General features: G+C 43.5%; 9 protein-coding genes. 7 read left to right on the forward strand and 2 right to left on the reverse strand.

What is annotated here, in order from left to right:
- Positions 1-74: 74 nt before the first annotated feature.
- Together AR337_RS10160 and AR337_RS10165 are read left to right on the forward strand one after the other, a co-directional pair.
- Positions 75-2,417 carry a WD40 repeat domain-containing protein gene (locus tag AR337_RS10160; protein ID WP_156424360.1) on the forward strand — a complete coding sequence of 781 codons (2,343 nt, stop codon included), beginning with the start codon at positions 75-77 and terminating at the stop codon, positions 2,415-2,417.
- 193 nt (positions 2,418-2,610) lie between these two features.
- Positions 2,611-4,875: a bifunctional 2',3'-cyclic-nucleotide 2'-phosphodiesterase/3'-nucleotidase gene (locus AR337_RS10165; RefSeq protein WP_059171900.1), complete on the forward strand. Its 2,265-nt coding sequence runs from the start codon at positions 2,611-2,613 to the stop codon at positions 4,873-4,875.
- A gap of 71 nt (positions 4,876-4,946) precedes the next feature.
- Here the strand turns inward: AR337_RS10165 and AR337_RS10170 are convergent, their stop codons facing one another.
- Complete coding sequence (locus tag AR337_RS10170; RefSeq protein ID WP_059171901.1) at positions 4,947-6,833, reverse strand: LTA synthase family protein; 1,887 nt, start codon at positions 6,831-6,833, stop codon at positions 4,947-4,949.
- A gap of 313 nt (positions 6,834-7,146) precedes the next feature.
- On the opposite strand from AR337_RS10170, the gene AR337_RS10175 reads away from it, so the two are divergent.
- From AR337_RS10175 to AR337_RS10195, 5 genes are all read left to right on the forward strand, one after another.
- Positions 7,147-10,635 carry a S8 family serine peptidase gene (locus AR337_RS10175; protein ID WP_059172229.1) on the forward strand — a complete coding sequence of 1,163 codons (3,489 nt, stop codon included), beginning with the start codon at positions 7,147-7,149 and terminating at the stop codon, positions 10,633-10,635.
- Between the two features lie 223 nt (positions 10,636-10,858).
- Positions 10,859-12,100 carry a CAP-associated domain-containing protein gene (locus tag AR337_RS10180; RefSeq protein ID WP_253701607.1) on the forward strand — a complete coding sequence of 414 codons (1,242 nt, stop codon included), beginning with the start codon at positions 10,859-10,861 and terminating at the stop codon, positions 12,098-12,100.
- A 249-nt stretch (positions 12,101-12,349) separates the two neighbouring features.
- On the forward strand, positions 12,350-14,809 hold the full coding sequence (locus AR337_RS10185; protein WP_059171902.1) for a phosphodiester glycosidase family protein: 2,460 nt from the start codon (positions 12,350-12,352) through the stop codon (positions 14,807-14,809).
- Positions 14,810-15,118: 309 nt separating this feature from the next.
- On the forward strand, positions 15,119-15,526 hold the full coding sequence (locus tag AR337_RS10190) for a hypothetical protein (RefSeq protein ID WP_059171903.1): 408 nt from the start codon (positions 15,119-15,121) through the stop codon (positions 15,524-15,526).
- 296 nt (positions 15,527-15,822) lie between these two features.
- The gene (locus tag AR337_RS10195) at positions 15,823-16,500 is read left to right on the forward strand and encodes a C40 family peptidase (protein WP_059171904.1); all 678 of its coding nucleotides are present in this window, start codon (positions 15,823-15,825) and stop codon (positions 16,498-16,500) included.
- Positions 16,501-16,594: 94 nt separating this feature from the next.
- Here AR337_RS10195 and AR337_RS10200 read toward each other — a convergent pair whose 3' ends face one another.
- A complete protein-coding gene (locus AR337_RS10200; protein WP_059171905.1) occupies positions 16,595-17,473 on the reverse strand; it encodes an accessory Sec system S-layer assembly protein in 879 nt (292 codons plus the stop codon).
- Positions 17,474-17,493 lie beyond the last annotated feature (20 nt).

Genomic DNA, 17,493 nt, shown 5'->3' on the forward strand with positions numbered 1-17,493 from the left:
AGCAAGTCATCCTAATTTCCCTCTAATTTCCTGTGCCTAATGAAATTTAAAATAATGAGGTGATAGTTATTCATATGAGACGTCTTTTTCTTCTAGTAGTGGTCGCAGCTATCATAATGAATGTATTTCCTATGGGACAAGTGAAGGCAGCAGAGTATGATTGTACAGGGATCAAAATCGGGCAAAAAATTAATTGGGATGGTGTTGAATTGAAGTCTGGCCAAATTGGAAAATTGATGATTTTGGAGGATACACCGCTTTACCGATTCATTGATGGAGAGCTAGTAATCGAGCGGATATTGAAGAAGGGAAGTACATATAGGATTTACAATTTCAAAGCGGAATATCTTGGGGTTGGTGGAGGCTATTATGTTAAGCGGGATGAACGTATTGACTATCGCACACCGTCCAAGCAAAAATTAAATGCTGTTAAATGTGCGAATCCGAAACCTGAAATCCCAACAACGCCTCCTGGCAATGAAGGAACACCACCTCCAGTGGAAAAGCCACCTGAGAAGCCCAAATTGGAGCCTATAAATCTTGGACCCCAGGTTTCCAACCTAAGCACCCTTGCCTCTAGAGCGGGCATGGACCAAAACGGGAATGCGTATTTATATATCATCCTTCATGGTACGCCATCTTCCTTAGCTGTCGTCGACCTAAATACAAATGAGACAAAGCACAGCTTTTCCCTATGGAATTCAACAAGTGCCTGGGCAATAGAAGTCGATAACAATGGAACCGTTTGGGTAGGCGGTACAACAAATGGGAATCTTTATAGCTATAACCCGAATACGAATGAATTTAGGGACCATGGAGATATGCTTATCGGCACAGCGGAAACGACAATTCAGGATTTGGCCGTAACCAATCAATATGTATACGGTTCTACAGCCTACGGAGCCGCTGTTTTTGCCTTTAATAAAATGACGGGTGAAAGGGAAATCATCCGCACAGCATCCTTTGGCAAGCAATTTGCAAAGTCGATTGCAGCCGATGCGGATGATAGCTATCTTTATGTAAGCACCGGACCATTGGCGGATCTCTTTAAATGGGATATTAAATATGACTTGAAAATTCCGATTACAATGGACGGATATAATTCAGAGTCCTATGCAGAAAAAATGAAACGGATTGATGACCTGCTTGTAGTGAAATTCTATCCGTCAAAACGATCGAACATATATAGTTTTTCAAACGGCGCTTATTTAAGGGAATTCTTAGCTGACTCAAGGGGATTCTCACCGAAGGAGCCTGAAAAAAACGAATTTTATTATACGTACGATGGGAATTTCTATGCATATGAGCTTGGAAGCGGTACGATCCGGAATACTAATGCTCGGCTTCCCAGGAAGAGGACTGCCTTGTCGCTAGATTTTGTCCAATTAAAAAATAACCCTTCACGCAATATTTTGACAGGTTTGATAGATAATGAAGGGACTTATTATCTTTATAATCCTTATACGAATATAGTAACAACCCAAAAAGCAATTTTACCTTCTCAACCGGTAAATCTTCATACTTTATTTACAGATCCGGACAAACGGCATATTTACGTAAACGGGTTTATGACTGGCGGACTGACCAAATACGATACGATTGACAGAAAGGGAGTCCAGCTGGGAGGAATTAATCAGCTCGAAAGCGGCATTATGATGAACGGGAAGCTTTACGGCGGTGCATATCCAAAGGCGAGATTAATAGAAATTGCTCCAAACGAATTATGGGATCAGTCCGCTGTAAAAGAATTGGTTGCCCTCGATAAATATAAACAGGAACGGATTACCGCAATGGCAGGCTACAGCAATAGCCATTTGTTTGCGGGTACTTATGCCCAGGATTCAAAGAAGGGCGGACTTCTGCTGGATTACAATGTAATTACGGGTGATTACCGGGTTTACGAAGATTATATCACCAATCAAAGCATTATTTCGCTGCTTTTTGATGATGGATATGTTTACGCCGGTACTTCCATTCATTCAAATTACCAGCAGGCCGAGTTTAGGGCAAAATTCTTCCGGTTTAATCCACTTAATCCAGAAGACAAAGAATTCTTCTTTTTGCCTGTTCAGGCCACAATGGTCATGTCACTCATAAAGGGGCCAGACGGAGATATTTGGGGAGCGGCAGACGGGACAATTTTTTCCTATAATCCCTATTTGAATCACTTTAGGTCGGTAAAAATCCTAAATGCGATTTCTGGAAGGTTCAGCAATGCGAGGCTAGTAGCCGGGAAGGATGGGTTTGTGTATGGGACGATGGAAGGGCGGCTTATCAAGGTCAATCCTTCCGACATGTCCTATACAATCTTGCTTGAAAGCGGAGCCAATGAGATTGCCCAAGATGGACAAGGGAACATTTATTATCGCAATCTAGCCAACCTTTACATGATCCCAGTTGAAAAACTACTACCATAATAGGTTTAGGTATAACCTACTTTAGAAGCATCAGTTTATACTGGTGCTTCTTTTGTTATTTCAGGATAATAAGTATGGTGAAATAGCTACATATCACTAGGTAAAACGTGCACTTATTTACTAATCTGTGATACTATTATGATGCTTCAAAAGAGGGGTATAAATTTGATAGCAAGAAAGGGAGAATGAAAGTATGAAAAAGCCAACTATGAAAGCGCTCGCAGGGGCCGCACTTGCACTAGGGCTCATTTTGCCGCAGGTTGCACCGCCGGTTACATACGCAGAGGCTGCCAACAATGATGTCGTAAAACTGCGCATCTTGGAAACGACAGATCTTCACACAAACCTTTTGAACTACGATTACTTTAAAGATGCACCAACGGAAGCATTTGGCCTTTCAAAAACAGCGACACTTATTAAGGCTGCCCGTGCCGAACAGCCGAATACCCTTTTATTTGATAATGGTGATCTTATTCAGGGAAGCCCGCTTGGTGATTATGTACAGGGCGTACAAAAGCTTGCCGATGGTGTTGAGCACCCGGCTGTGAAGCTTCTCAACCTGCTAAAATATGATGGAGCAACAGTTGGAAACCATGAATTCAACTATGGCTTGGATTTCCTCAATGAAGTCCTTGATGACGCGAAATTCCCGGTCGTAAATGCAAACGTTTACCATGATGATAAAGACAATGATCCTACGAATGATAAAAACTACTTTAACCCATATAAAATTATGGACAGGGAAGTCGTTGATAATGACGGTGAAAAGCACATAATTAAAGTGGGCGTGATTGGTTTTGTTCCGCCGCAAATCATGACTTGGGATAAAGCAAATCTTGAAGGAAAAGTAATTGCAAAAGAAATCGTCAAATCAGCAGAAGAATTCATTCCAAAAATGAAGGCTGACGGAGCGGATGTCATTGTCGTTCTATCTCACTCCGGAATAGGTAAAAGTTCAGAGAATGCATCGATTAACCTGACAAAAATTCCTGGAATTGATGCTGTTTTGACAGGGCATTCCCACAATAAATTCCCGATGGCTGGCAATAACCCTAACTATTCCGGTGAAGGAATCGATAATGCAAAGGGCACAATCAACGGCATTCCAGTTACAATGCCCGGCTCATGGGGAGATAATCTCGGCGTAATCGACTTGGAAATTTCCAAAAACGATGGCAAGTGGAAGTTAACTAATTCTAAAGCGGAATTGCGTTCAATTGCAAACGCTGATAGCGATAAAGAAGTTGAAGCAGCTATTAAAGCCGAGCATGAAGGAACTGTTGGATATGTGAGGATGCCAGTTGGTGAAACAACAGCACCAATCAACAGCTACTTTGCTTTGGTGAAAGATGATCCATCTGTCCAGATTGTGACAAACGCCCAAAAGTGGTATGTGGAGAAGGCACTCAAGGGGTCTAAGTATGAAAACCTTCCAGTACTTTCAGCTGGCGCACCGTTCAAGGCTGGCGGCCGCGGAGGAGCAGATTATTATACAGATATGGACAAGGGAACAATCGCAATCAAAAACGTTGCGGACCTATACCTGTATCCGAATACTGTATTTGCCGTTAAAATAACAGGTTCCGATATCAAGGAATGGCTTGAATGGTCTGCTGGCCAATTTAATCAGTTAGACCCTAAATCGGCTGACGTTCAGGAATTGGTTAACAACGCATTCCCAACGTACAATTTCGATATCATTGACGGCGTAACGTATGAAATTGACGTTACTGAGCCTGCCAAATATGACAGGGATCAAAACGTTGTTAATCAGAATGCAAACCGTATTAAAAACCTTCTTTTTGATGGAAAACCGATCAATCCAAATGCAGAATTTATTGTTGCAACAAACAACTACCGCGCAAATGGAATCAAAGTGGCTGTCAATAAAGAAATCGCCCTTGCTTCACCGGATGAAAACCGCCAAGTTATCATCGATTACATTAAAGGAACAAAGGTAATTAACCCAAGCGCAGATAACAACTGGAGCTTTGCACCGATTAAAAATCAGGATGGATTGAAGGTTTCGTTTGAGTCTTCCCCAAAAGCACAGAAATACCTTGCTGAAGGTGGGGATGTAAAATACCTGACAACACTTGAAACTGGTTTTGCGAAATATGAGCTGAATCTGCCGGCACTTAAGGATACCAAGCCTGGAGATAATCCTGGTAACAAACCAGCACCAAAGGTATATTGGAAGGGATCCCTTCTGAAGCAGAACCAAATTGGCCGGGTTTCAATTGAAAAGCCAATCAATCTCTGGAAGCTAGAAGGCAATAAGCTAGTGTTCGTCCGTGTTCTTAAACCAGGTGAAGCCTACCGCGTTTACAGCTACCATAGTGCCCATGGCGGACAGTATGGAGTTGGCGGAGGTTACTATGTAACCAACATGAAAGGCTATGTTAAATATGAAACCCCGTCAAAAGCGAAGCTGAAGGAGCTTAGAGGGGAAGAATAATTTAAAGTAGAAACTCCCTATCAGGTTGGCCTGGTAGGGAGTTTTTATTTAAGAGAAAACTTTTTCCTTTACTATTTGCTTTTCCCTGCTGCCCGCACGGTGCCTGAATTGAATATTCTTCCGATATAGTCATTTTCAAGAAGGAGTGTAGAAATCCGGATATCCTTGTAAATAGAATCATAGCCTTCCCGGCAAAGCTGGACATCGGTTTTTTTGCGGGTCCGATTGTCGATGCAGATTCCTTTTTCAAATACGCCTTCATGGGATGCGAGGTAATCATAGTCATCTGAGAAGAAGGAATAGCGAGTTGTTTCAAACGCAAAACCGGTAATTCTTTTATGATTCGCATCAAGCGTCGTGCCGAGCTGGACAAGCTGGTCATCAATCCCAAGAAGGGCGGTAAGAGTCGGGTATATATCCATCTGGCTGCCGGTCCCTTCATTCACCACTGATTCTGTCTGTCCTGGATGATGGATGATCAAAGGGATGTTGAACATTGTTTTTAAATCGAAATTAACGCCCAGCAAGTTACGGATTTCTTCTTCATCGGCAGGAAGCGGCCCATAATGGTCCCCGTATACTACAAATATTGAATCCTCCCAAATGTTTTCCGCTTTTAACTCGGCGATAAATTCACCAAGCGCTTCATCAAAATAGCGGATGCTTTGCAGGTAATTTCCTGTCGCCTTTCCATCTAGCCTGGAGGGCAGGTCAAGATAGTGGTATTTCTCATCAAGGATGAACGGCCGATGGCTTGTCAGCGAAACGATGAAATTAAAGAACGGCTTATTTTCTTTTTTATACATCCTGGCCATTTGATGGAAAATGCTTTTATCTGAAATGCCAAGCCCGATAATTTCATCCTCCTGGATGGCGGGGTGGCCGCGATAGTAAAACTCACCGTAGCCTTGGCTTTTATAGGCTGTTTGCCTGTTCCAGAATTCGGGAGTATTGCCGTGCGTAACACTTGTTGAATAGCCATTATGGTTCAGGACATCAGGCAGGGACAAATACTGGTTATTCGGATACCCTTTATATGCTCCTATATATCCCATCGGATAAAGGGAGTTGTTGGCGACGAACTCCGCATCGGAGGTGTTCCCCCTGCCAATCTGGAGGTACGTATTCGGGTAATAGTGGCTTTCCTTGATTAGGTTATTCAGATTGGGAGTTACCTCTTCCCCTCCAACCCGCAGGCCAATTGGGAAAGTGTTCAGTGATTCAGCCTGTATCATGATGATGTTTTTCCCTTTGAACTTTCCGAAATAAGGGGAGGTTTTTTGGATTTCCTGCCTGTTTTTGAACGTATAGCGAATTTCTTCAATACTCTTTTTTTGCAGGAGCGCCTGTTTAAAATAGGCTTTTTTATACACATTCCACCCAAGATCATACACATGGGCTGGAATGATACCGGCTAATGATATTTTATATTGGTCAGAATACGTAAATTTAAAGGCAAGCAAAGAGATTGCCAGAATAAGAGCCATCCCGGCGGACAGGAAGGAAAGCCCGGTTTTTTTCCATTGACCAGGAGATATTTTTTTTGCAAAAAAGAAAAAAACAACCGCAGCAACAGGAAGATCAACCCAGTAAAGGAAATCCCACCAATTGATTAACGAAATAATTGAGGACTTGATATCTTTAAGCTGGCTGGCCTGGGCTAAAAGCTCAATTCGGAGGATTGCGTTATAATACCGCTGGTACATTACATCCGCGTAGAGCAGTAGGCTGGCCGCTGCGTAAACTGTAAATGCGGAAGCAACTGCTGCAAATCGGCGATTCAAAAATAGAAGGCTCGCAACAATGGCAGCAAAGCCAAGCGATGAAATGTAAATAAGTATATAACTGGGCTCAAGGCCTGTTTCCCGTACAAACAGAAGGGTCTTCAAGGTCCAGGGCAAGGCCAGCAGGAAACACAGAATAATAGAAGAAGAAAACTTCTTTAAGTTGATGGACAAATGGTACACTCCTTCTGAAACAGTTCCTAAAGCCTAACTTATAAGTTATTATAACAGATATTTATTGTAAATTTACTGGAATTTTAAGCTGGCAAATCATTTTAATACTATTTCTAATAAAGTTAGGTCCTGTAAAAATAATAATTTTTTAAATCAGGATAAATATGAAACTTTCTCCGTATCGGGGAGTCTAAATAAATAGTAAACTATGGAAATGGAGAGAATTTTTATTGGTGGGATTCTTGAGTGGGATGCCCGGTCTCCAATTCCTTTTTATTTAAAAGTGAAAAAAGATCAGAAAGTGGGGGGTCCTATGAAAAAGTGGTTAAGGAAAACCGGCCTTGTGGCAGTGGGTACGACCCTGGTTGCGGCAAGCCTGCTAACAGGCCCGGTCCATGCGACAACTGTTAAGTACAATGATTTTGCGTCCAGCCCAACCGGCTATGTCAGCCAGTCGCAGATGAAGGCGCAAAAAGATGGAGAGAAGGCACTAAGTGACGATACGCTGATTATCAAATTCAAAAAACCATTGACTCTGACGGAACACCGTTATGCTGGCGGAACGCCGGTGAAACAAATCCAAGGCTTGGATTATATGGTTGTTAAGGTAAAGAATAAAAAAGATTTAGACAAGGCAATCACCAAGTACAGGGAAAATACGAAAGTGGCAGCTGTTATGCCGAGCGCTTTGTACAGGCCGCTTGGGGTTGAGGATCCAAAGGCGGCAAGCCAGTATCATGTGAACATGCTTAATTTGGCAAAGGCACAGTCACTTGCCGGGAAATACCAGGTTACGGTTGCTGTCATCGACCAGGGGATTGACACAAATCATCCGGATTTGAAAGGGAAGCTGCTGCCAAGCTATAACACTGTTACTCCTATGAACCAGGGCTCGCCGGATTTCCATGGCACGCATGTAGCGGGAATTATCGCGGCGGCAAAGGATAACGGGATAGGCGGATACGGCGTGAATCCGAATGCCAAAATTCTGCCAATTGATGTTTTTGACCGGGCTTGGGGGGCATCCGATTTTGCGATTGCCGAGGGCATTCTTTATGCGATAAACAAAGGCGCGAAAGTCATTAATATGAGCCTTGGCGGATCCATGCCTTCCCCATTGATCGAGGATGCCATCAAAAAAGCGCTTGAGAAAAATATTGTTGTTGTAGCTGCGGCAGGAAACACAGGAAATGATATGCTGAGCTACCCCGCGGCATTTGAAGGTGTTATATCAGTCGGGAATATCAACAGCCAGAAAAAGCTTTCGACATCATCGTCCTTCGGCACAACCGTTGATGTTGTCGCTCCAGGAGAGGAAATTTACAGTACGATCTATGAATACGAACGGAAATCAAGCTTCCGGAAACTGACGGGCACCTCGATGGCTGCACCAATGGTCGCAGGGGCTGCTTCGCTTCTGCTATCAAAGTACCCGCTGTTGACCCCTTATCAGGTCGAGTATATTCTTGAGCATACTGCTGATGACCTTGGCGAAAAGGGGTTTGACGTAAAATATGGAAACGGGCTCATCAACCCGGTTGCAGCCTTGCAATTTGATATGAAGAAACTCCCTGATATCGTAAAGAAAGCCTATACCGAAAAGGAATTGATGGAGAAGGCGCAGTCTGTTTCACTCGGCAAGGAGGGGAAACTTTCAGGGAACATCACCGCCGCCTTTGAGGAAAAATGGTATAAGGCAGAGGTTGAAAAAGGCGATAATCTTCAATTCATTCTTGACGGGGGGTCCCAGTTTGACTATAAATTGATGGTTCACATGTATTCCGCTTCGGAAAAAGTGATCATCGATGTCAATAAGGTTCGTGAAGGAGTAAAAGAAGGGAAATTCTTCGAAGCGCCGTTCAGCGGCACCGTCCTTTTCGGGGTAAAGGAAGTGAATGGAAGCTATGATGATTCCGCAATAGGAGGTTCGAAATTCAATCTTACCGTACAAAAGTCCGTTGATTTGCCGGAGGATGAATCTTCACTCGATAAACCGATTGCTATCGAGCTCCCATATGATAGCGGAAGCACACCATTGCACCTGATTGGCAAAGACGGTGATGATGACTATTACAAGTTTTCTGTCAAGGAGCCTCAGGCTGTAAGAATTGAACTTTCGGGAGTGCCTGGCACAGATACGAGCATAAGCCTCTATACCGCTGATATGTTCTTCCCGCCGGATTTTGAAAAGCTGCCGGCAGATGAGCAGAAAATGATCCTTGAAGCGCTGGCATCTGGAGAAATGAAGGCTGACCCAATGCTTTACAGCAACAGGGGCGGCCATGGCGCGGCGGAAAGCCTGAACTTTACCGCTGGTCCGGAAATGGCGTATATCATCAAAATCTCTAATAAAATTGATCCTAACTATTTTATGATGTACGATTTCTTTTTTAATCCGGGGCTGATGGCCAATGAACAGGTTGCCGAGCCGTCTCTCGTTCCTTATAAGCTGAAAGTGGTTGGGAAAGTCTTCCCAGAAGATGAAGACATGTTCCCATTCATGGGCGAAGGTAAAGAGGGAACAGGCGGAAGCCTTGAAGGCCAAAAGAAGGAAATGGAGCCTGGTACATCGGAAGACGGGGAAGATGAATTCCTTAGAATGGTAAAGGAAGGCTCCCAGCCTTATGAAGTTGGCGAACAAGCCGGCGGCTATCTGCAAATGATGGAAGATGAGGACTGGTTCCAAACAACACCTTCCGAAACAGGAATTTTTCAGTTTGCATTTTCAGAAAAAGGTTTTACAGTGCCGATAATTAGTATTTATAAAATCATCGAGGATAAAGATTACAACGGTAAACCAGTGAAATATCTGGCCCAAATCGGTTCCAATATGATATGGGACTGGGCCGGGATAAGGATGGACTCTTCCCTTTATACCGGCTTGAGAAAGGGAGAGACGTACTACATTAAAGTAAACTCAAATTATTATACTGGTGAAATGTCCTTTGATTCATATCAATTTACATCAAAGCTATTGTATGCGGACCCGCAGGATCAATATGAAGATAATGACAAGCCGGAAAATGTACGGAACCTGCCGGCCGGGACAGTGGAAGGAAACTTTGCGATGCCGTTCGATCAAGATTATTTCTATTTCGAATCGAAAGCAGATGCAATATACGGCGTTACCTTCGGGACGAAAGCGGTTGATCCTGCAGCTTACAGCAAGTATCCAAAAGAGCTGCTCAACCCGATTTTTGGGATGGTAGTTGTTGTGGAGGACACCAACAAAAACCGGAAGCTTGATGAAGAGGAATACAGGAAGGTCCAGTACATTGACCGCGGCGCGTCTTCCGGAAATACCTATGGCTCATTTAAAGCAAATAAGAACAAGAATTATATCCTGCTTGTAAATGGTTATGTAGACGGTCCGGTTCCGCTATCCCTCCTGCCATATCAATTGAAGGTTGTCCCTGCTAACACAGCGGATGAAGACAAGGGGTCCGTGGTGAAGAACAACATCCCTTCAAAACCGCTCAAGCTTGGCACAAATGGAAAGAATGCGCTTAAGGCGACTGGTTACCTCAATGCTGGGGTTCCATATGGAGATGAAGATTGGTATGAACTGAAGCTGGCCAAAGATTCGAAAGGCAAAATTGAATTCGCTGCAGGAATTGAAGTTGACAGTATCATTTCCCTTTATAAGGATGGAAAGCTAGTCACACAGGCGGATTATTATCCCGAAGGCGACCCCGAAGTCCTGAATTTCTCCTTGAAAAAAGGAACGTATCATATTAAGGTTCGTGACGTATTTGGAAATTCGACAGTCAACCCTTATACCTTGAATGTTAAATTCCAATAATACTAATGCCAGGGCTCCCCAATGGTGCTCTGGCGTTTTCTTTGCTGAAAATCGGAATTTGTGGAAAAATAAGGTTGGATTACCATAGTTTTTTTCTGCTGGTTTCACCAAACGTTCAAAAACAGCGGGCCCATTTACCTAAAAAATGACTAAAGTCCCTCTATACGGAAAAGAGCCAAACTACTAAAATGAGGTGGTACAAAAAAGAAAAAGGGGAATGGGAATGACCGTATATAGAAAGTTACTTAAGGTGGCTGCATTGACATTCATGCTCAGCACCGCCTTTTATTTTACTCTGGCCGAAAAGGGGAAGGCCGCCGAATTGTGCAGTGGAATTTCAGCAAGCACTGTCGTTAAATGGGATGGAGATGAGCTGAAGCTTGGCCAGATTGGAAGGCTGACAGTTCTAAGCGACACACCGCTTTTTAATTTGAATGGTGAGAGCAGGCAGTTTGCTAGAATGCTGAAAGCAGGCGAGACCTATAGGATTTATGCCTTTAAGCCTGGTATGCTGAGTGTCGGTGGAGGGTACTATGTTGACCGTGATGCCAGGGTTAAATACGAAACACCATCGAAAGTTAAGCTTGGCCAGTTGGAATGCAAAAAGACGGCAATTGCCGAAAGCAAGACACCTGTCGAATTAACCGATACAAGGACCACCATTGTTGATAAACTTGGATCGGAAAAACGCATTAGCTCAAATGAATATGGAACTACCTGGTACACCTATCATAAAGGGTACAGGAATTATTATATGGTCAGCTATTTAAATGGTAAAATTGGCGCGCTTTACACAATGGACAGCGCATTTCAAATTGGGAACGTAAAAGTGGGAATGGCCCGGGATGCCGTCAAATCCGTGCTAGGAAACCCCGTGGAAGGAATTTTGAAGGGGAGTATCAACTATTCCACCCGAAATGATAGTGAACAGGAAACCTTCTATAGGAATGGTTTTTATATAACCGTATTTTATGATATTCATAACTACGGTAAAGTAACTGCCTTACAGGCTGTTTCAATCGATGTGGAGAACAGGAAGGCCGGTTTCTATGCGTTATCTTCCACATCATTGCAGCAGGCATTCGAGCTTCAGCTATTTGACCTTGTCAATGCGGACCGTGTTAGGCATGGCGTTCCGGCTCTCGCTTGGAGTGAGAAAGCCAGGATATCCTCAAGGAGCCACTCGCTCGATATGGCGGCTAATAATTTCTTCAGCCACACGAACCTGCGCGGACAAAGTCCATTTGACCGGATGAAGGCCGCCGGAATTGTGTACCAGGCTGCCGGGGAAAACATCGCGATGAGCTATACGAGCAGTATTTTTGCACACGAGGCGCTAATGAATTCACTAGGCCACCGGAAGAATATCCTAAGTGGAAACTATACCTATCTGGGGACCGGGGTGCAACTCCAGGCGGGAACGATGCGTCCTTATTTCACCCAAAACTTTTTTAAACCTTTTTAAATTTAATTCGCTGTAAACAGTAAATGACGCCATGCCCGGACAGGCTTTCTTTCCGGGCGCTTTTTTGGCAGAGGGATACTAATATTTTTAGGAATATTTCGCTATATTTCTAATCCATATTACCTAAAGTAACAGTGTCCAACATTTTTAACTGGTACTATCTTTCCAATTTTGTAGAAATGAAGGCACCTGTGGCAGAATTTGTCGTATACTAGAAAAGTAATGTTTGAGAGAAGAAGGGAGAGCAAGATGAAAAATAAAGTTCTTATATGCCTTGTATTACTGCTGTCTATTATTCCAGCCCCATTTTCAAATAGCGTAGCGAATGCAGCCACAACCACTCCATATGTGAGCTGGGATGGGGCGCAGCTCGTGAAGGGCCAGATTGGAAGGGTAGATATTCTGAAACCAATCAATTTATGGAAAAAGGAAAACAATAAACTGACATTCGTCCGCATCCTTAATCCGGGTGAAAGATATCGTGTGTATCAATACAGCTCGCAGTTTGGCGGCCAGTACGGGGTTGGCGGTCCGTATTTTGTGACTAAAATGCCGGGGTACATAGAGTACAAGACTCCTTCACTCTTGAAGCTGAAGCAGGTGAACCCTGAACTTTATGGAACAAAGCTTTCGATTGGTACGGTTACCTCTGAGCAATCGAATGTACTTGCGCCAGGGGTGACACAGTCAAAGATTTCTGTAGATAGCTCCCGCGGCAAACAGCAAATTTATGTCCTTGGAGTCGATCAGCAGGCATCACAAATTAAATTCGAAACAACGCTTGCAAAGGACCAGATGATTGGCTTTGAAACTGTAAGCTCCATGGCGGCCCGCAATCAGGCCGACGAGCACTTCATCATCGGCGGCGTGAACGGTGACTACTTCGAATCGAATGGGGCACCTACAGACCTTACTGTCCATAACGGGGAGCTAGTAACGACAAACAAAACCCCTGAAAATGAGCGGACAATCTTTGGGGTTTCCCCTGAGGGGAAGGCGATGATTGGCAATCCCGACATTGCGCTAGGGCTGACAGTGAATGGGCAGAATCCTTATACCATTGATTCAGTAAACAAGCGCAGGTTTGCTGACCATCTCGTCCTTTATACACCATACTTCGCCTCAACAACGATGACAAACGAGCTTGGGACGGAAGTCGTTTTAACCAATATTGAAGGCAAGCTGAACGGAAATGGTTCGGTCAAAGCCGTAGTCAAAGAAGTCATTATTGGCAAGGGCAGCGCTCCGCTTCTGCCAGGTGAGTTCGTCTTATCTGGACACGCCAAAGGCAGCGAATATTTGAAAAGCCTTGTTGCAGGAGATGTTGTTGAAATTAATCTCGCCTATAACAATCCGTCCTGGGATCAGGTTGACCAGGCCATCGGCGGAAGGTATTACCTTGTGAAAAATGGTGTTGCCCAAACTCTTAATGTAGCGGGTGCGGCACCAAGGACAGCTATCGGCATCAAGAAAGACGGGTCCGTATTCGTCATCGTCATTGACGGAAGGCAGACGGTTAGCGCGGGTATCACCTTGACAGAAACAGCTAAAGTCATGAAGGATCTCGGGGCTGTAGAAGCGATGACATTTGATGGCGGCGGTTCATCGACAATGGTTACGAGGGAGCCTGGCAATGCGGATGCGACAGTCATCAACTCTCCTTCTGACGGAAAAGAGCGCTATGTAGCCAATTCCCTTCTAATTGTCGGCTTGTGGAAAGCAGGACCGCTTCATACACTGCTTCTTTCAACAAACGACCTAAAGCTTTTTGCGGGGGCAACATATAAAAATCTTAACATTAACGTTCGCGGCCTGGATAAAAACAATAACCCGATTACGGTGACGGACCCATTGGCTTGGACGTCAACAGTTGGAACCTTCAACAGTGATGGGTCGTTTACAGCCGGGAAAACGGCTGGAAAAGGCACGATTACGGCTTCGACAGGTACGATCAAAGCGAATGTGGCAGCGGAAATTGTAAGCACGCTTGACAGCATCCAGCTTGCAAACCCAACAGTCATTGTTGATAAGAATGGATCCTTCTCCATTCCTGCATCTGGTTATCTTGCCGGTAAAAAAATCGTTGATGATCCGGCTGTATTCCAATATAAACTTTCTGCACCAATTGGAACAGTGGAAAAAGGAGTCTTTAAGGCGGGGAATGCAGATGGCTCGGCAACGGTCACTGTTTCATACGGGTCCGTATCAGCCCAGTTCAATGTAATCGTAGGAAACCCTGGCTCCATAGTCATCGAAAACTTCGAAGGCAATCTATCTGGGTGGAAGGCAAGCGGTGCCCGCTTTAATTCAATTGCAGTTGCACCAGAAAAGAACTATATTAAAAACGGTACCCAGTCGCTTAAGGTAGCCTATGACTTCATTGGGATGACGGGAACTTCAGGCGTATACGCAACGCCACCTGCCTCGATTGAGATACCAGGAGCTCCTGTTAAAATTGGGATGTGGGTTTACGGTGATGCAAAAGGCCACTGGCTGCGTTCCCAGCTAAGGGATTCCAGCGGTATGGAAGTCCAGCTTGATTTTACGAAAAACTTGGACTGGATTGGCTGGAAGTATGTTGAAGCTGAAATTCCGGCGGGCCTGAATGCTCCATACCGACTTGAAATGCCTGTCCGTTATATGGAAACAAACGACATGAACAAAAACAAAGGCCAAATCTTTGTGGATGACATAACAGCGGGATATTAATTAGAAGCTAATAAAAACGTTTTATTAAACAGTTAAAGGCCCCTGCAAGATTCGCAGAGGCCTTTGGCTTTATGTAGTCCATACTATTTACCAATAATTTAATCTTGCGGACAAATGTCCAAACCACTATGCTGAAGTTATGGAAAAAAACAAACGGATGTTTGCAGTTTATAAGCTCTTATGATAATAATAAGATGATATGTTTTACAATTTTGCTAATATTGATTATGCTAAAAAAGCATATTTGATACTATAAATCTCTAATATTGTATCCACTATCTTTGGGAGTTGGAGGGATTATTTTTAGCAATGGGACATTTAAATGGTCAAAATGAGCTTTTGGAACAATTGAAGGCAAACCCTCCGAAAATTATTGGAGGATATAAAAAACAGGGATGGGCAGTCAAAGTACTGGACAAGATTATCAATGATGCGGTCGAAAAAGAAGAGGATGGGACCATTTCCGCCAAAGCGGTGCTGGAATCTACCGATTTATCCTACTATCCGGCATTTTTACATTTGGACCCCAAGTCAAAAGGCCAAATTCTTGGTGTTTATTTGATTGCTGAAAATAAAGACCAGTATGACTTAATTCCTTTTGAACTGGCAAAGGAATTTATTGATAAAACTGAAGGGGATTTGCTCCCATTCAAATACCGGACCATTGAAAAAATTGAAGGCGATGAATTCCAGAAATATTGGCCGGAATTCAGCTAACCAGAACGGCAGGGCCCAATAGTTGGTCCTGCTTTTTGTTTTTTATAAGGTCTTCAATAAGAGCAACCTCTATTATTCTCTTTTAGTTATAACTTTTCTCAGCATAATCTATCTTTCTCGTTGTTCCCGATTTAGCCATAATCTAAACCTTTGTAACCAAAATGTAATATAATATCGTTATTTGTAAAATGGGTGAAATAGACTCTCTCAATCTTATGTACTAGAATGTACATATGTTGTAAGTTTTTCCAAAATTTTTGCAAAATCGACAGAGAGAGACTTTACGGGGGTTGCTGATGAAGAAGTTTAGAAATCTGCCAGGGGTATTTTTGCTGATTATAGCGTTATTGATTGCAGGCCAAGGAAAGGCCGAAGCTGCAGAAATTGTGGATTTGACTGAGTATGCAAAAAAATTCGTGGGCGTACCGTATAAATGGGGCGGCACAACTCCTTCCGGTTTTGATTGTTCCGGATATGTTTCTTATGTTTATAGTGAATTCGGTGTCGAACTGCCTAGAACTAGCGCGGACCAATTTGGGCAGGGAGATAAAATAGAGCCGGATGACAGGGTTCCGGGTGATTTGTTATTTTTTACGACGTATAAGCCAGGGCCATCGCATTCCGGAATTTATCTCGGTGAAAATAAATTCATCCACGCCTCACCAAAGGGGATTGAAATTGCCAGCCTGAATGACAGCTATTATAAGAAAAGATACCTCGGGGCGAGAAGATACATACAAACAGTTTTAATAAAGGAAGGCCAGATTGGGACGGTATACATAAAGAAAAAAGTGAATTTGTGGCAACGGGATGAAAACGGCAAGCTTAAAGAAGTGAGGGTACTGAACCCTGGGGAATCTTACCGGGTATATGGAAGTGACAACCTTTACGGGGGCCAATTCAATCTCGGATCACAGATGTACATAACAAATATCGAAACACATATTGAATTTAAGCCAGCTTCAATAAAATAATGCAAGATTTAAACCTCCTGTTAAAATAGGAGGTTTTTTTGCGGTTCTATTTTGAGTATAAAAAAGCTCCCTTTGCGAAGGGAGCTTTACTACTTTATTTCTTGGTTGGCATATAGACTTTCCAACTGGAGAGGTCGGGATTATCCTTTTTTATGAGCTCTTTTGGAAAGATAAATGTCCATGGGCGTGTTGTATTTGGGCGGACCTTGAAGTTTTCCAGCTTGAAGCCGCCTCTAGCAATTACCTCGCCTGCAGCATCTTCGACAACAAGTGGAATTTGCTCAAATTGAAATTCTTTGCTGCTTCCATTCCGAATGAAAACGGTAATCCCCAATTGGCCTTTATCGGACATTTCCGCTTTGAATCCCATAATATTGATATCATTTGGCCCAAGCTTCGGCAACTCAGAAACAATTTTCCAAAGCTGATCCTTATGGGCTTGCGGAAGCTGCTTTTCCCAGTTTGGATGGAGATCCAGTCTATGCGGTTCCTCCAATGGAGATTCCTTAATCTCAAAAGCGATGCTCCAACCCTTTTCGGGCAATTTCTCTCCTAGCTTGTCTCCTTCCTCATAGAGGAATCTCCATGGCATGCATGAGCGGGCAGGAAGCTCGCCAAGAGTGTCGAGTTCAAATTTTCGTTTTGCTACGGCTCTACCATCTCCATCGAGAAGAATTAGGTCAATAGCTTCAAAACTGATTGGTTTGTCTAAAGTATTTCGTAGGAAAGCAACAATGACAAAGCCATCATTGTAATGCAAAAGTTTAATTCCATCAATCGAAACCTGATTCGGTTCAAGCAGCGGCAGCTGCTCATGTTTATACATATATACATACCGTTCTGGATTTGTTAGTTCCCAGTCTGGATGGAATACGAGGGATGTCTTGACAAGTCCTTCTTCCGTTTGTGATTCTCCTGGCGGTGCGACCTCGTTCAGTTCCTCTTCAAATTCTTTTTTTTCATTTGATTTCATCGGATTCTCCCCCTACATTT

It is taken from the genome of Bacillus sp. FJAT-27445 (assembly GCF_001510665.1).
GTDB lineage: Bacteria > Bacillota > Bacilli > Bacillales > Cytobacillaceae > Bacillus_D.